The 16,042-nt window shown below is 61.8% G+C and carries 10 protein-coding genes; 6 read left to right on the forward strand and 4 right to left on the reverse strand.

Features of this window, described 5'->3' with window-relative positions; genetic code table 11:
• The first annotated feature begins 46 nt into the window (after positions 1–46).
• A complete protein-coding gene (locus tag HGK27_RS20575) occupies positions 47–1,048 on the forward strand; it encodes an AraC family transcriptional regulator (protein ID WP_206244703.1) in 1,002 nt (333 codons plus the stop codon).
• 55 nt (positions 1,049–1,103) lie between these two features.
• On the opposite strand, the gene HGK27_RS20580 is transcribed toward HGK27_RS20575, so the two are convergent.
• Positions 1,104–3,464, reverse strand: a complete 2,361-nt coding sequence (locus HGK27_RS20580; protein WP_206244704.1) for a TonB-dependent receptor — start codon at positions 3,462–3,464, stop codon at positions 1,104–1,106.
• Between the two features lie 252 nt (positions 3,465–3,716).
• Between HGK27_RS20580 and qhpR the strand changes: the two genes are divergently transcribed.
• The 5 genes from qhpR (at position 3,717) to HGK27_RS20605 (ending at position 9,016) form a co-directional block, all read left to right on the forward strand.
• Complete coding sequence (qhpR, locus tag HGK27_RS20585) at positions 3,717–4,718, forward strand: AraC-like transcriptional regulator QhpR (RefSeq protein WP_206244705.1); 1,002 nt, start codon at positions 3,717–3,719, stop codon at positions 4,716–4,718.
• Between the two features lie 2 nt (positions 4,719–4,720).
• Positions 4,721–5,743, forward strand: a complete 1,023-nt coding sequence (locus tag HGK27_RS20590; RefSeq protein WP_206244706.1) for an AraC family transcriptional regulator — start codon at positions 4,721–4,723, stop codon at positions 5,741–5,743.
• 139 nt (positions 5,744–5,882) lie between these two features.
• Complete coding sequence (locus HGK27_RS20595) at positions 5,883–7,307, forward strand: APC family permease (protein ID WP_206244707.1); 1,425 nt, start codon at positions 5,883–5,885, stop codon at positions 7,305–7,307.
• 39 nt (positions 7,308–7,346) lie between these two features.
• Positions 7,347–8,648, forward strand: coding sequence for an NAD(P)/FAD-dependent oxidoreductase (locus HGK27_RS20600; protein WP_206245453.1), 1,302 nt, complete (start codon positions 7,347–7,349; stop codon positions 8,646–8,648).
• A gap of 11 nt (positions 8,649–8,659) precedes the next feature.
• Complete coding sequence (locus HGK27_RS20605) at positions 8,660–9,016, forward strand: cupin domain-containing protein (RefSeq protein ID WP_206244708.1); 357 nt, start codon at positions 8,660–8,662, stop codon at positions 9,014–9,016.
• 43 nt (positions 9,017–9,059) lie between these two features.
• Here the strand turns inward: HGK27_RS20605 and HGK27_RS20610 are convergent, their stop codons facing one another.
• From HGK27_RS20610 to HGK27_RS20620, 3 genes are all read right to left on the reverse strand, one after another.
• On the reverse strand, positions 9,060–10,691 hold the full coding sequence (locus HGK27_RS20610) for a GMC family oxidoreductase (protein ID WP_407674684.1): 1,632 nt from the start codon (positions 10,689–10,691) through the stop codon (positions 9,060–9,062).
• A 21-nt stretch (positions 10,692–10,712) separates the two neighbouring features.
• Positions 10,713–13,118: a TonB-dependent receptor gene (locus tag HGK27_RS20615; protein WP_206244710.1), complete on the reverse strand. Its 2,406-nt coding sequence runs from the start codon at positions 13,116–13,118 to the stop codon at positions 10,713–10,715.
• 166 nt (positions 13,119–13,284) lie between these two features.
• Positions 13,285–15,786, reverse strand: coding sequence for a TonB-dependent receptor (locus tag HGK27_RS20620; RefSeq protein WP_206244711.1), 2,502 nt, complete (start codon positions 15,784–15,786; stop codon positions 13,285–13,287).
• Positions 15,787–16,042 lie beyond the last annotated feature (256 nt).

The following is a 16,042-nucleotide window of genomic DNA, read 5'->3' on the forward strand; positions in this document are numbered from 1 at the left end:
ACAGCCCGAACTTGCCAGCGATGCAAATTAGGCTAGCATGTCCGGCATGACCGCCCCGACCATCTCCGCGCAATTTCTGCGGCATATTGCCAACTGCGTGGAGCTGACCGGCCGATCGACGGACACCCTGCTCGACAACATCGGCCTCACCCGCGCCGATATTGACGATGCCGACAATTTCATCGCCCTGGCGGATTTCCTGACCTTTATCGAAAGCTGCGCGCTGCTGATCCGCAATCCGCAATTCGGGCTGATGGCGGGGCGGCTGGTCGGCTCGGATGCGGTGGGGCCGCTCAGCCTGCTGTTTCTGAGCGCACCGACCTTGCGCCATGCCCTCAACGGTTTCACGCGCTATTTCACGCTGATGCAACAGGGATCGCGCATCGGCTTTGCGGAGGAGGGCGCGCTTGCGATCTATGAATATGGCATTCTTGATCAGACTTTGGGTCATTTACGACAGGATGCCGAATATTCGATCAGCGCCATGTTCAATCTGGCGCAGAAATATTGCGGTGGAAGCCTGTCTCTCACCGAGGTGCGCTTCGAGCATGAGCGGGTTGGCGACCTTTCCCGCTATGAGGATTATTTCCAATGTGATGTCTTTTTCGGGCAGGAGCGCAATGCGCTTTATTTCCCTGAGAGTCACCTCGATGTGCGCGGTAAGGTGCTGAGCGACAGTCTCTATCCCATCATCGATGATTATCTGGCGCGCAAGGCCAGTGTGGAACACAGCGCGACAGGGCTGACCAGCCGGCTGCGCGCTGCGATCGCCAGCTATCCGCCGGGCGCGATCCCTCAGCGCGAGGTGCTGGCCCGGCGCATGGGCCTGTCGGAAGAGACCATGGCGCGGCATTTGCGCGCGGAAGGCTGCTCGCTGCGCGCATTGGTCGCCGAGCGACGCATGGATGCCGCGGCCTATTTGCTGCGCAACACAAAACAGTCGGTGGCGGAAATCGCACACGGTGTCGGCTATACCGAAAGCGCCAGCTTTATCCGGCGTTTTCAGCAGCATTTCGGGACGTCTCCGGCGCGTTACCGTCGCGGATAAAAGCGCGCCATCGCCCCGGCAAGCCGAAACGATGGCGCCAGTCAGGGTAGACTGTTTACCACTTCACTGTGGCGCTGACGCCATAGGTGGCGGGTTTGGCATACATGCTGGTGGTGCCCAGCGCGCCTAAGTTGAGCGTATATTCGCGATAGGCCTTGTTGAAGATGTTACGACCGAAGACTTCGACCGATAATTTCTCATTGCGCGCCGTCCATGTCAGCGAAGCGTTCGAGACGTTATAGGCGTTCTGCAGCGAAGACAGGCCATTGGTGACCTCCAGATATTGCTTGTCGTACCAGGCCCCATCGAATTGCAGCGCAAGGTTGCCGATGGGCGTATCACGGTCATAGCGGAACACATAATTGACGCTGAACTTGGGTGCATTGGGCAGTTGCGCACCGACAATACCCTTCACCGGATAATTGCAGACGTAGTTGTCACCCACCAGCGTGCAATATTGCGGCACGCTGGCGCCCGGCACCGCGGTAAATGTCTCGCTGCCCACCGCTTTGACGTAATCGACACGGCTGGTCTCCCAGGTCGCGCCCAGATTGACGTTGAAATGCGGTGCCGGTGTCAGGAAAGTTTCCAGCTCCACGCCAGTGGCCGTGGCATTGCTGTTGCTGACCTGCGGCGTACCTCCAAGCAGAGCAAACACCTGATAATTGTTGTAGATATAATGATAGAGGGTGGCATTGGCGCGGATCGTCTTGCTGTCATTGGCCCATTTCGCGCCCGCATCCAGCGCATTGAGCACTTCACCCTTGTGCTGGAAGTTGTCAGGCGTGACATTGGGGTTCAGCGTAAAATTTCCGCCCTTGATACCACGGTTCCATGAGAGGAAAAACAGCGTGTTCGGCGCCGCCTTGTAGTTCAGCGTGGCACGCGCCGCCCAATCGCCCTTCACAATGCTGTCGACGCCGGGGATCACCGCATCGAAGCTCTGGTTGGTGGCCAGAACAGCGGTCTGCCCGCTGTCATTGATCACCGAATTGTAGAGAACATGCTTGTTGTCCTTCGAATAACGCAGTCCGCCGATCACCGTCAGCTTATCGGTCAGATCATATTCGCCCTGCCCGAAGATCGACCAGTTCTTCGACGACAAGCGATAGGTCTCGTCATCGGCCGGATTGTTACCGGGCAGACCTAACCCAAGCGAAGCGCCCAGCACCGGCTGACCGGTGGTCACCGAATGACCGCGCACCAGCATATTGAGGTAATAGAGCCCCGCCTGCCAGCGGAAAGGGCCCGCAGCCTCGCCAGAGAGGCGGAATTCCTCGCTGAACTGCGTATAACGCGCCTGGCTGCGATATTCGATGATATCCGCCGAGGTCCCGTCGCCATCCTCCTGATATTGCTTGGTCAGCCATGTGTAATTGGTGATGTTGGTCAGCTTGGCAAAGCCCAGATCATATTGCAGCTTGCCCTGATAGATATCGGTCTTGCGGCTGAAATCGCCGGGTGTGTTGGAATAGTTCGTCCAGGGGCTTGCCTTCTGGCCGGTGACACCATTGATCACACCGCCCGTGCCGTTTGAAAGCCCCGCCGCATCGGTCGAACAATAACCGCTGTCGAGCAAGTTGCAATTGTCGAAGACATAGCCACCGGTGGCGACATGATCATCCTGACTGTGCTTGTACCACAGATCCAGCTTGCCCTTGCTGCCCAGATCCGCCTGGATCGTACCCCGCAGCGCCCAACCGTTCTCACCGCCCAGCGCCTGTCCATCGCTGCCCGCCCCCGGTTTCACATAGCCATCGGCTTTGGAGACTCGCCCCGCCACGCGGAACCGCAACCCATCCATAATGCTGCCACCCAAGGCGCCTTCAACCGAGCGGTGGTTGAAACGCTCCCACCCGGCGGTGACATAGCCGTTCAGCTTGCTCTTGCTGGCATCCTCGCTGACATATTGGATCAATCCACCGGTAGCATTGCGCCCGAACAAAGTGCCCTGCGGCCCGCGCAACACTTCCACGCGCTGCACATCGAAGAGCTGGCCGGAAATGCCATTCATCGATCCCATATAGGCATCATCGATATAGACCGCGACCGGACTTTCCAGATAGTCGGTAAAATTGTTCTGCGAAATGCCGCGCAAATTGAAGATCGTCACATTGGGCGACCAGGCGTTCAACTGCAATCCGGGCACATGCTGGGTGATCTGCGTGGTGTCGGTGATGCCCAGCTTCCTGATCTGATCGCCGGAAAACGCGGTGATGGCGATCGGCACTTTCTGCACATTCTCGCTGCGCTTGTTGGCGGTGACGACGATATCACCGAAACCGCCCGACTGCGGCGCGGCTTGCGCCTTGGCACTGTCCTGAACAGCCCCCGTATCCTGCGCCTGCGCGATCCCGCCCAGAGTCAGACCGGACAGAGCCGTGGTCAGTACTAAAATTTCCCTCATATGCTTCATCCCGGAACTCCTGATGATCGTGAGCTCGCTCCTGCGGCGCCGCTTTGCGCGGGTCTCGCGATCCTTCATGCTGCCTGTCGCCGTGTCAGGCTTGCCCGATCCGGCCAAACATGCCGCCAACCGGTCTTCCTACGTCAAATGCCCCAACCTCTGCATAAATGCTAATTTTTGACCGAAACTATCAATCAACTTTGCCGATCCGGTTATAACCTCGCTCTCAGCAACAAGAACAACCGGATTCGGGAGAACCTTATGATACGCGCCAGCGTCAGATCGACTGCGCTCCACGGATGGCATGACATGCTGGCCGACAAGGGGCACATGTTGGGCCAGAACATTGCGGAGAACCCCCATTCCGCGCGCAGTGACATGATGTCGCTGCAGGATTTTGTGAGCTTTTCAGAGGGCGTGGTCGAGCAGGCGCGCGATATCGCCATTCCCTGGCTGGTGGGCACCCATTACGATCTGGCCAATCTGGGGCAGATCGGCCCGGCGATCCTCTCGGCCAACAGTGTGGGTGTGGCGCTGCGCCGTCTGGTCGATTACTTTGCCCTGCTGCAGGACAGCACTGATATCGCCCTGCACCGCGACGAGCAGACCGCCACTGTCAGCTACCGCATCCTCAGCCCTGACATCTGGCCGCGCCATCAGGATGCGATGTTCACTTTGGGCATCGTTTCGCAGATTTTGCGGCAGGGTCAGGGCTCCGGCTGGGACCGGATCGACTTCGCCTTCGAGGCCGAGCGTCACGATATGCGCGGCGATATCGGGCAAGTGCTGAACGCCCCTTGCAGCTTCGGCGCGGACACCAATCAGATCCGATTTCCGGCAGCCTTCCTCGATCTGGCGCTGCGCTCCTCGCCGCAGCATAGCGATGTCGGCGCGCTCAACCGTGCCATTGCGCAGCAGCGCCGCCAGACCCCCATCATCGACCGCATGGCGCAGCTGGTCTTCCGCGATCTCAACAGCTTCGCGGTCGATCAGGCGCGGCTGGCGCGTGAAATCGGCATGTCGGACCGCACCATGCGCCGCAAGCTGGCCGATGCGGGCAGCTCCTATCAGCAGGTGCTGGATGAATGCCGTATGCGCCAGGCCGCCTTCGAGTTCCAGACGCGGCCCGAACTGTCGATCGCCCAGATCGCGCTGCGGCTGGGTTATGCCGAACACAGCACCTTCACCCGCGCTTTCCAGCGCTGGAGCGGCATGGCCCCGCAAAGCTACCGCGCCCAACTGGCGCAGCATCGGGCGCAATAGGCATGGCCGCGCTTCACCCGCAAGCAGATGCCATCCGCGCCATGGCCCTGATCCGCATCGCCGAGGATCTGGCGCAGCATCGCGCCGGGCTGGAGCCGGTGTTGTCTCGGCGCAGCCTCTCGCTGGCTCAACTCAAAGACCCTTACGCCCTGCTTCCGCTGCATGATTATGTGCAGATCTTCGAGGAACTGGCCGCGCTCACCGCCCGGCCCGCGCTGGGGGCGATGATGGGCCAGAGCCATCGCCCCGCCGATATCGGCCCGGTGGGCATCCTCTTCTCGCTCTCGGCCTCTCCCGCCAAGGGGTTCGAGCGGCTGGGGCGGCTGCTGGCGGCCTTTCAGTCGGGCACCAGCGCGGCTCTGGTGCGCGATGGCGCGGAAACCGCATGGGTCTACAAGCTGAGCCGCAACGATATCTGGCCAAGGCGTCAGGATGCCGAATATGCCATCAGCGCCACCTGCGCCATGGTCCGATCGCTGCGCGGCACATCGTGGAGCCCGATCGAGGTTCAGTTCGAGCATGAGGCCCCCACCGATCCGCAGATCCTGCTGATGCTGCGCAACATTTTTCGCTGCCCGATCTCCTTCGGCCATGCCGCCAATGCGCTGGTGATGGACAGCACGGAGGTGGACCAGCCCTGCCATCGCGAGGATGCCGCGCTGATCGCCGTGCTGGAACGCCATCTGGCAGACCTCCACAGCCAGACCGCCCGGAACGACTGCCTGCGCCAGCGTGTCGAAGCCGCGCTCGACCTCTTGCTCGGGCAGCGCAGCGTCACTTTGCCTCTGGTGGCCTCCACTTTGGGCATCCCTGCGCGCACGCTGCAAAGGCGGCTCAATGCGCAGGGGCTGACCTTGCGCGATATGCTGCGCGAAAGGCGCCTCGCCACAGCGGAGCATCGGCTGCGTCAGGGCGGCACCACCATCGGCCAGATGGCGCAAAGGCTGGGCTATGCCGATCCCACCTCCTTCTCGCGCGCCTATCGCCACTGGACGGGAGATGCACCCTCGCGCCGCCGCGCCTGAGCCTGTCTCCCACTGGCACAGATGTGGCGCATTTTGCCACGCACTTGTCGCGCAATGCCATTCCCGCCCTTGCTCGCAGCACCTATCATCACCCCATACCAGGCGATGCCGCGAGAGGGCCAGTTCAAGGACGCACAGGATGGAACAACCATCATCCGCCATATCCGCCGATCGCGATCAGGCGCTGACCGGCTCGATCGGAGTCGGCCATGTCGTGTTTTTCGTGGTGGCTGCCGCCGCGCCGCTCACCTCGGTGGTGGGTGCCTCGCCCGCCGCTTTCGCTTTCGGCAATGGCGTGGGGGTGCCGGGCACCTATCTGCTGGCCGGGCTGCTTTACCTGATCTTTTCTGTGGGTTTCACCGCCATGAGCACCCGCGTCCGCTCGACCGGCGGCTTCTTTCTTTACATCTCGCTGGGGCTCGGCGTGCCGATGGGCATGGGCGGGGCTCTGGTCTCGATCCTCACCTATATGGCGATGCAGCTGGCGGTGCTGGCGCTGGCCGGGGTTTATATTGGCCATGTCGCGGCAGGGCTGGGCCTGATACTGCCATGGTGGGCCTATGCGGTGGCGATCATGGGCGTGGTGATGGCCGTGGGCCGCCGGCAGATCGAGTTTAGCGGCAATCTGCTGGGCATCTGCATGCTGGCCGAGATCGCCATTCTGCTGCTGCTCGATCTGGGCATTCTGCGCCATGGCGGAGGCCCTCAGGGCATCGCCTTCACCGGCTTTGCGCCCGCATCGGTTTTTGTCCCGGGGCTTGGCGTGTCGATGGTCTTTGTGATCGGCTCCTTCATGGGCTTCGAGGCCACCGCCCTCTTCGCCGAGGAAGCGCGCGATCCTTCCCGCTCGATCCCGCGCGCCACCTATCTGGCGGTGCTGCTGATCATGGGCTTCTACGCCTTTTCCACCTGGGCCATCGCGCAATTCTACGGCCCGGCCCATGTGACGCAGGCCGCCAATGCGGGTCTCGACAGCTTCTTCTTCCGCGCCAGCGACGCCATTCTGGGCTCATGGGCCACCGACACCATGCGCGCCCTGCTGATCGTCAGCCTGTTTGCCTGCGCGCTCTCGCTGCACAGTTCGATCAACCGCTATCTGCTGGCACTGGGGCGCGACGGGCTGCTGCCCCGCGCGCTGGGTCAGATCGATGCGCGCCATGGCGCCCCGGTGATCGCCGGCATCGCCCAGACCATCAGCGCGCTGGTGCTGGTGGCATGGATGGCTTTGGCGCATCTCGATCCTTATGCGGTGGTCTTCGGCTGGGCATCGGCCTTTGCGGTGCTGGGCATTCTGATGGTTCAGCTGGTGGTGTGCCTTGCCATCGCCCGCTATTTCCATCGGCGCGATGAAAGGCCTTCGCCCCTCATCTGGCTCTTCGCACCAGGTCTGGCAGGGTTGGGACTGCTGGCCTGCATCGGCGCTGTCATCGCCAACCTCCCCCTGCTTGCCGGGAGCGACAGCCCCGTCATTCGCACCTTCCCCTATGCGATCGCCCTGGTGTGGTTGTTGGGCGTGATCCGCGCCCGCCGACGAAAACACGCCACCCTGCGCGCCTTCGCCTGACATCTTTCCAAAATTCAACGGAGACTGGCCATGAGCACCATCTGGCAGCGCCTCGACGCGCCCAACTACTATCGTGCCACCAAGAAATACGACCTGTCCTTTCCGGCGCTGGACGGCGATCTGGATGTCGACATCGCCGTCATCGGCGGCGGCTTTTCGGGCATCAACACCGCGCTGGAACTGGCCGAGAAAGGCTTCACCAACATCGCCGTGCTGGAAGGCAAGGTGCTGGGCTATGGCGGCACGGGCCGCAATGGCGGTCAGGTGATGGCGGGCATCGGCCATGACATCAACGCCGTCTCCAAGCATGTCGGCAAGGAGGGCATGGAGATGCTCTTCCAGATCTCCACGCTGGGTGCAGGCGTGATCCGTGACCGTGTGGCGCGTTACAGCATCGATGCCGATCTGTGCCGGGGCTATGGCTATCTCTCCTACAACAAGCGCCAGACCGCCACACTGCGCAAATGGATGGACGAGTTCAAACAGGCCGAACCCGATGAGGACATCCAGCTGCTGGAAGGCAAGGATGTGCACCAGATCATCGGCTCGGACGCCTATGACGCGGTGATCAAACATATGGGCGGCGGGCATGTTCATTCGCTCAACCTGCTGCTGGGCGAAGCGAAGGCGCTGGCCAGCCATGGCGCGAAAATCTTCGAGAACACGCCGGTGCTCTCGGTGGAATATGGCCAGCGCATCACAATCCGCACCGCCACCGGCACCGTGCGCGCCAACAAGCTGCTCTGGGCCTGCGACAGCTTCCTGCGCGGGCTTGAGCCCGAGATCTATCCGCGCACCATCAACACCCATTCCTTTCAGGTCTCGACCGAGGTGCTGCCGCAAGAGCTGATCGAGCGCATCAGCCCGATCCGCGGCGCCTTCAGCGACATCAGCCCGGTGATCAACTATTTCCGTATCACCAATGAGAACCGCCTGCTGTTCGGTTCAGCCACGCGCTATGTGGAATATATCCCGAGCGATTTCGCAGCATGGAACCGCGACCTGATGCTTCAGGTCTTCCCCTATCTGAAAGACGTGAAGATCGATTTCGCATGGGGCGGCCCGATGGCCTGCAGCGCCAATCTCTTCCCGCAGATCGGCACACTCTCGGGGCGGCCCAATGCCTTTTACGTGCAGGGCTATTCGGGGTTTGGCGTCACGCCCTCGCACATCGTCTGCAAGGTGCTGGCCGAGGGGATGAGCGAAGGCTCGGCCCGCTATGATCTGATGAGTTCGATCCCGCACGCCAGCATCCCGGGCAAGGACGCCTTTGCCCCCGCCCTGCTGACCGCCGCCAAGACATGGCACCAGATTTCCGGCTTTTTCAACGGCCGCCGCTAAGGAGAACACTGATGTTTGCTTTCAACACCAACGATCATCCCGAACTCGATGCCTGGGGCACGGTTGCCGATCTGGGCTCCGAAATCCTCGAAGGCGAGTGCAAGGCGCTGGGCAAGATGGTGTTCGGCGCGCCGACTGACGCGCTGTCCAGCGCCTATTTCAGCGTGACCAAGGGCAAGTTCCGCATGACCTATCCCTTCAACGAACACGCGACCGTCATCGCGGGCAGCCTGACCCTGACCGACGAGCGCACCGGTGAGGCCACCACCTACAACCCGGGCGATGGCTGGTTCGTGGAAAAGGGCACGCCGGTCCTTTGGGACATCCACAGCGACCATTTCGTGAAGCATTATCTGGCCGTGGCCTGATGATTTGGGGGGCCGGTGCAACTCGCGCCGGCCCCTTTTGCCCTCACTGATTGCCAATCAGCAGATTGACAGCCTTTTCCGCCAGAGCGATGGTGGGCGCATTGGTGTTACCACTGGTCACCGCCGGGAAGGTCGAAGCATCGATCACCCGCAGCCCATCCACCCCATGCACCCGCATCCGCAGATCGACGACCGAATCCGCCGCCGAAAGCCCCATCCGGCAGGTGCCGACCGGGTGATACACCGTCTTGCAGGTGCGGCGCACCCATGCCTCCAGCGCGGCATCATCCGCACCCGGCTCAGGCGAGAAGACACCGTCAGTCAGCCCGCTGAGCGAGGGCGAACCGGCCACCTGCAAGCCCGCCTTGGCCGCGCGGATCTGCCCGGCCAGATCGTCCGGATGGCCCAGATGATTGCCCCAGATCTTCACCCCTGCCGCAGGATCGGCGCTGCGCAGGGTGACGGTGCCCCGCGCCTTGGGCCGCAGATGGCCGACCTTCAGCGTGATGCCATGGGGGTGCCCGTTGGTGATGCCATCGGGATCGTCCCAGCGGTCAAGCAGAGGCAGGAAATGGATCTGCACATCAGGGCGGCCCTCGCCATGGGTGTCGATAAAGGCGCCCGCCTCAAGGATGTTGGAGGAGACCACACCGCGCCGGGTCAGCATCCATTCCATGCCATTGCGCAGGGCTTTCAAACCGCCATTCTCGCCATCCAGCGTGATCGGCTGCTTCGTGGCGGCATTGACCGAAAGATGCAGGTGATCGTGATAATTGCGCCCCACCGGCAGATCGGCGACCGGCGCGATCCCCAGCGCTGACAAGTCCGCCGCGGGGCCTATACCCGAGAGCATCAGCACCTTGGGGCTGCCGATCGCCCCTGCGCTGACGATCACCTCGCGCGCAGCATGCGCTTCGGTCACGCCGCTGCCGCTATCATAGGCCACACCCGTGGCGCGCCCCTCCTGCACGATCACGCGATGGACCAGCGCTCCGGTCACCACTTTTAGGCGCTGGTTGCCTGCCACGGCTTTCAGATAGGTTTGCGCGGTGCTGGCTCGCTCACCGCCATGGGTGGTGGTCTGATACCAGCCCACGCCTGCCTGGCTCGCCCCGTTGAAATCCTGCGTATAGGGCAGGCCCGCCTCCTGCCCCGCGCGGATGAAGGCGCTGGACAAAGGATGGCGATAGCGCTGGTCGCTGACCGGCAGCGGACCATCCGTGGCGTGATAGCGATCGCTCAGGCTCTCATTGCTTTCGGCGCGGCGGAAATAGGGCAGCAGCGAGTCATAATCCCATCCCGTGCAGCCATGGAGGTCGCGCCAGTCATCATAATCCTCCCGCTGCCCCCTGATGTAGATCATGCCATTGACCGAAGAGCCGCCGCCCAACACCTTGCCCTGCGCCACCCCCATGCGCCGGTTGCCGGTGGCCGCATCGGGCTCGGTGGAGTAATCCCAAGTGCGCTTGCCGATGGCGATGGGCACACCGGCGGGCATCTTGAGGAACTGGTCCTTGTCCGAAGGGCCGGCTTCCAGCAGCAGCACGCGGGCATCGGTGCGCTCGATCAGGCGGCAGACCACGACGCAGCCTGCGGAGCCGGCGCCGATGATGATATAATCGAAACGTTCAGTCACGTTGGGGGCTTTCGAAAAGAGGCCGCCATGGGGGAGCATGGCGGCCTGTTGGGGGGACTGTCAGAAATGGAATTCGGCCCGCGCGTACCATTCGGCGGGGCGGTTGTAGGTCGCCTCTGCAAAGCCGACCGACGGGGTGACGTAACCGGCCACCTTGTAGCGCTTGTCGAAAACGTTCTTGCCGCCCACGCTGAGCGTCAGAGCGCCGCTGGGGATGGTGTAGGCAACCGACAGATTGACCAGATTGACCGCGCCCTGAAACAGCTGCGGCGAATTTTCCGCGTCGAGATAGACCGAGGAGCGGTAGCTGTCGGCGGCGTTCAGATCGATCTTCGCGCCGGAGGCCAGCGGCAAGGTGTAATTGGCCGAGGCGCTGGCCGTCCACGCAGGCGTGTTCTGGAAGCGGGCGGAGAGACCGAAAGTCGCCGTGCCTGCCGGGAAATTCAGGCTGGTGTATCTGGCATCGAGATAGCCCAGCGATCCGCCGAGCCGCAGCCGTGAGGTGACCTTGGCGTCCAGCTCGCCCTCGAAGCCGCGAATGCGGCCCTGCGCGGCATTTTCATTGGCCGGGGTGATGCCTGCCTGCACCACCACCTGAATATCGCGATAATCGTTCCAGAAAGCCGCCATGTTGAGGCGGAGACGGTGATCGAAGAACTCGTTCTTCAGGCCGATTTCATAAAGCGTGTTCTTCTCGGGCTGGAAGGCCAGCGAGGGCAGCAGGGAATTGCCCGGGAAAGCCGGATTGTAGGGTGCGGTCAAACGCGTGGTGAAACCGCCCGACTTGAACCCTTGCGAGAAGGTGAAATAGGCCATCGTATCGCGCGTGACTTTGTAATTGGCGCCAGCGCGGACCGAGAAATTATGGAAATGCACCCGCTGAATGCCATCGGGGCCCAGATAGCTGTGATCGGCGCGGGGGAAGGCATTGGCGGGCAGCCCTTCCAGATCGAAGAAATCGGTGAGGTTGCGCTGGTCGAGCTGCAGTCTTTTGACCTCATCGGTGTAGCGCCCGCCCAGCACCAGATTGAGCCGGGGCGTGATGGCAAAGGTGCCCTCGCCGAAGAGCGCGCCATTGTAGGTCCATTGCGTGTTGGGGCCGTAAATTTGCAAAAGCCCCTGCCCCAGCGGCACGAAATCGGTCTGAAGCGCATATTCCTTGAAGTAATAGCCGCCCAGCGTGTAGGTCAGACGGCTCAGCGCCTTGCCGTTCAACTGCAGTTCCTGGCTGAACTGATGCTCGTTGATGGCAAAGGTGGTCTGGTCGATGTCCAGCGGCGATCCGTCGATATCGGCGCCAAAACGGGCCTTCAGGCTGCGATAGGCGGTGATCGACTTGACCGAGAGATTGGGCGAGAACTCGTAATTCAGCGACAGCGCCGTGCCCCATGAATCCATATTCGAGAAATTGGCGCCCGTGGCATAGGTCTTGTCGATGTTGCCGGTGACATAGCGGTTGTCATAGATCGCCGCATTGCCCACGCCGTAGTTGATATAGGGCGAGGCAGCGCATAGCCCGCGCGGTGCCGCCCCCATCACACAGCCATTGTAGAGCGCCGAAAGCGAATTGACCGGGTCGAGGGTGGTCGTCAGCAGCGTGGTGGGCGGCGCGGCATCGCGGATGCGCGAGTAATCCGCCGAAAGCGTCGCGGTCAGCCCATCCTTGCGATAGCGCAGCTTGCCGCGCAGGGTCTGATTGTTCTCCGCCCCCGATTTGGCGCCGGAGTTCTTGTCGGCCACCAGAATCTGACCCAGCTGCGCGCCGCTGGTGGGTAAAGCGCCCGGAAAGGGAATGCGGTCCTGATAGCCGTCCCGCGCATGGGTGACGAAGGAGAAGGTCGCGCCCAGAGTCTCGCTGATCGGGATGTTCAGCGAACCGCCGGTGTTGATCTGGTTGTAATTGCCATATTGCACCATGCCCCGAAAACCGAAATTCGGCCCCGGATCGCGCGTGGTGATGTTGATCGCCCCGCCAATGGTGTTGCGCCCGAACAGCGTGCCCTGCGGGCCTTTGAGCACCTCGACGCTGTTCACATCCATCAGATCGGTGACCGCGCCCACCGTGCGCGCGATATAGACGCCATCAATGTAGACGCCCACGCCCGGATCGGTGTTCACCGCAAAGTCGGACTGGCCGATGCCGCGAATAAAGCCCTGAAAGGTGGACGACGCCCCCGAGAAGGACGAGGTGGAGGCGAAGACCACATTGGGCACCGCATTGGCCAGCTGGGTCGTATCGCTCACCCCGCGCGCTTTCAATGTATCGGCGTTGAAGGCCGAGACCGAGATCGGCACATTCTGGATGTTTTCGGCCCGGCGCCGTGCCGTCACCACGATCTCGCCCAGACCCTGGCCGGGCGCATGGGCGGCGGGTTGGGACGCAGGGGTTTCCTGCGCGAAACCCGGTGTGGCCACCAGCGCCCAACCCAGCGCTAGAACGGAACTCAGCTGTCGATCAGGTGTCACAGGCTTCTCCCACATATGTTTTATGGGGGAGAGTGTGGCGCCTGAACGATGCGCCGTCTTTCACGCAACCGAAGCGATCATGTCCAGACGCGAACAGAAAGCGCGGTCAGCCCATCCTCGGCGCCCCGCAGGAGGAGCGCCGAGGGATCAGGGAAGTGTCTGCAGCTCAGTATTTCAGGCTGAGCGTGCCGATCACCGTGCGGCCCGCTGCCTGATGGGCATAATGGGTCGCATAAGCCTGATCGTAATAGAGCTTGTTGGTGATGTTCAGCGCGCTGATCCGCAGGCCGATCCGCTCATTCAGCTGGTAGGCCGCATTGGCATCGAAGCGCCAATAGTCGGGCACATAGACCGCGCGGGTCTTCACGATGGACAGCACGCCATTGGTGTAGGTCCGGCTATCCGAGAAGCCGCCATAGACCTTGCCCATATAGATCGCGCCGCCGCCCAGGCTGAATTTGGGCGTCACCTTGTAATTGGTGAAAAGCGTGAAGCTGTTGGTCGGCGTGTTGGGGAAGGCATGGCCGGTCAGCGCCGCCGGGGCATAGATCGTGGCCGCCAGACCGCTGGCATTGGTGCCGGTGGTGGCGGTGTAGCCGGCGTTCAGCACCTTGGAGGGCATATAGGTGTAGCCGCCGAAGACGCTCCACTTGGGCGTGACATTGCCGCTGAAGCCCACCTCGACACCGCGCACGCGCTTTTCGCCAATGAAGGCCACGATACCGTTGGAATCGGTGTAGCGGGCATTGGTGGTGCGGGTCTGGAACACGTCCAGGCTCAGCGCGAACTGGTCGTCGAACAGGCTCCACTTGGTGCCGACCTCATAGGAGGTGGTCTTCTGCACCTTGAGCGAATTGGGATCGATCGTGGCGGAGGCCACGGCATTGTCCTCGCTGCCCTGCGCCAGGAACGAGCCCGGTGGCACGGCGGAGGAGCCGGTCGAGATGTAGAAGCTGCCGTTGGAAACCGGCTTGTAGATCAGGCCGGCCTGGTAGGTGAAGATGTTGTCCGTGCGCCCCTGCCAGGTGCGGCTGGCGGTATAGGGCGCGACCACGGCGGCGCTGGCATTGGTGACATAGCGGTCGAAACGGCCGCCAAGGTTCACCATCAGCTTTTCGCTCAGCGAGATCGTGTCGAACAGGCTGGCCGACACGGTCGAGGAATTGGCCAGCGTCATCGAGGCAGGGGCGCTGCGCTGAATGGCCGCTGACGTGTTCGACGTATCGCTGACGGTGCTGGCCCAGGCGTCATTCGGATTGGGGTTGGCCGCCGAGGCGCAATAGAAGCGGGCAATCGCCGCGGCGGTGCAGCGCGGGGTGAGAGTCGAGCCGGTGGACAGTGCCGTTCCCGTCGCCGCATTCGAGACGAAAGCGCCGTAGCCGGAGGTCTGCCAGCTGTATTCCACCGCGGCGGCAAAGCTGTGCCTGACCGAACCGGTGTTGAACTTGCCCGACAGATCAAGCTGATCCACAAAACCGCTCTGCGAACCATAACGGGTGTTGGCACGGCGCCAGACCGTGCCCGGCACCATGGAACTGGCCGTGGCATTGATCGAGGCGGCCACACCATAGACATCGCCCTGGGAATCGTCGGGCTGGGTGTAGATGTATTCCTGCGTGGTGTTGGAATAGCGCGAGGTGTTGCGCAGCTTCAGGCCGCTTTCGAACACATGTTCGAAGCGGGCGGTCAGGGCATCGGTGTTGGTGGTGCGGAAATCACGATCGATCAGACCATAGAAGGCACCGCGCGACCGGGTGATCGTCTGCCCGTTGATCAGCGTGGTCGGCGCGGTCGACAGCGGTGCGGTCTCCGCATTGGCCGAGGTCTGGTTGTTGATCGTGGTAAAATAGGGAATGCCCGAATCCGGCAGTTCGGTCGAATGCAGGTGATACCAGTCCAGCTCAAGGCTGGTGGGACCGGTCAGGCCGAATTTGATGGAGGGCGCGATGCCCCAGCGCTTCTGCCAGATCGCATCGCGGCCCGCCACGCCCTGATCGTGATACATGCCGTTGATGCGCACGCCCACAAAATCGCTGAGCGGCTGGTTGATGTCCACCGTCTCGCGCTTGTAGTGGGCATTGCCAAGGCTGCCGTCGATCTGGGCGAAACGCTTGTCGGTGGGCGCCTTGGAGACGATGTTGATCGAACCGCCGCCATTGCCCGAGCCATTGGTGACACTGTCCGAGCCCTTGGTGACCTCGATGCTTTCAACATCGAAGGTTTCGCGGGTCTGGGCGGCGATATCGCGCACGCCGTCGAGATAGGTGGAAGCCTGCGAATCCGCGCCGCGGATAAAGGGGCGGTCGCCCAGCGGATTGCCGCCCTCGCCCGATCCCATGGTGATGCCCGGCACGGTGCGCAGCGCCTCGGACAGGGTCGAGGAATTGGTATCGGCCAGCACCTGGCGCGAGATGACCGTGATCGACTTGGGCGTGTCCAGCAAGGGCGCGGTCGCCTTGGGGCTGGCCATGCGCTCGACCTTGTAGCTGCCTTCGGCAATGGCCGTATCGGTCACGGTGACGCCGCCCAGATTCTGCCCCTCGCCAGCCTGACCCGCTTGATCGGTGCCCTGAGCCATGGCGGGAAGGGTGCTGGAAAACAATCCGATGCAGCCAATGGCCAGCGTGCTGGCGCCTTGTGCAATCGTCCTTTGGGCGTTGCCGGTCATATAATCCCCTATTGAGAGTGAATTGCAATTAAGCCAAGCGGCCTTTTGCAAATGCGTTGCAATAGGTCAACGCGCAAAAGAACAAGAATCTTTGATGTTGCATCCAGACAACACAAAGGCATCAATCAGGAAGCGGGAATCCTATGAATGTATTCAAAATGTATCCATGCAGGATACATTCGCGATAAATTGACTTAAGACTTCACAGTCGAATTTTCATACATTGGCAAAAATCAATCTTTGTCGCAAAATTTAT

Source organism: Novosphingobium terrae (genome assembly GCF_017163935.1).
Taxonomy (GTDB): Bacteria; Pseudomonadota; Alphaproteobacteria; order Sphingomonadales; family Sphingomonadaceae; genus Novosphingobium; species Novosphingobium terrae.

Excerpts from the sequence above, each read along its gene's own strand:
- HGK27_RS20595 (WP_206244707.1), top strand. The coding sequence starts at position 5,883 with ATGGAACAACCATCATCCGCCATATCCGCCGATCGCGATCAGGCGCTG.
- HGK27_RS20605 (WP_206244708.1), top strand. The coding sequence starts at position 8,660 with ATGTTTGCTTTCAACACCAACGATCATCCCGAACTCGATGCCTGGGGC.
- HGK27_RS20590 (WP_206244706.1), top strand. The coding sequence starts at position 4,721 with ATGGCCGCGCTTCACCCGCAAGCAGATGCCATCCGCGCCATGGCCCTG.
- HGK27_RS20575 (WP_206244703.1), top strand. The coding sequence starts at position 47 with ATGACCGCCCCGACCATCTCCGCGCAATTTCTGCGGCATATTGCCAAC.
- HGK27_RS20620 (WP_206244711.1), bottom strand. The coding sequence starts at position 15,786 with ATGACCGGCAACGCCCAAAGGACGATTGCACAAGGCGCCAGCACGCTG.
- HGK27_RS20610 (WP_407674684.1), bottom strand. The coding sequence starts at position 10,691 with ATGCTCCCCCATGGCGGCCTCTTTTCGAAAGCCCCCAACGTGACTGAA.
- qhpR (WP_206244705.1), top strand. The coding sequence starts at position 3,717 with ATGATACGCGCCAGCGTCAGATCGACTGCGCTCCACGGATGGCATGAC.
- HGK27_RS20580 (WP_206244704.1), bottom strand. The coding sequence starts at position 3,464 with ATGAAGCATATGAGGGAAATTTTAGTACTGACCACGGCTCTGTCCGGT.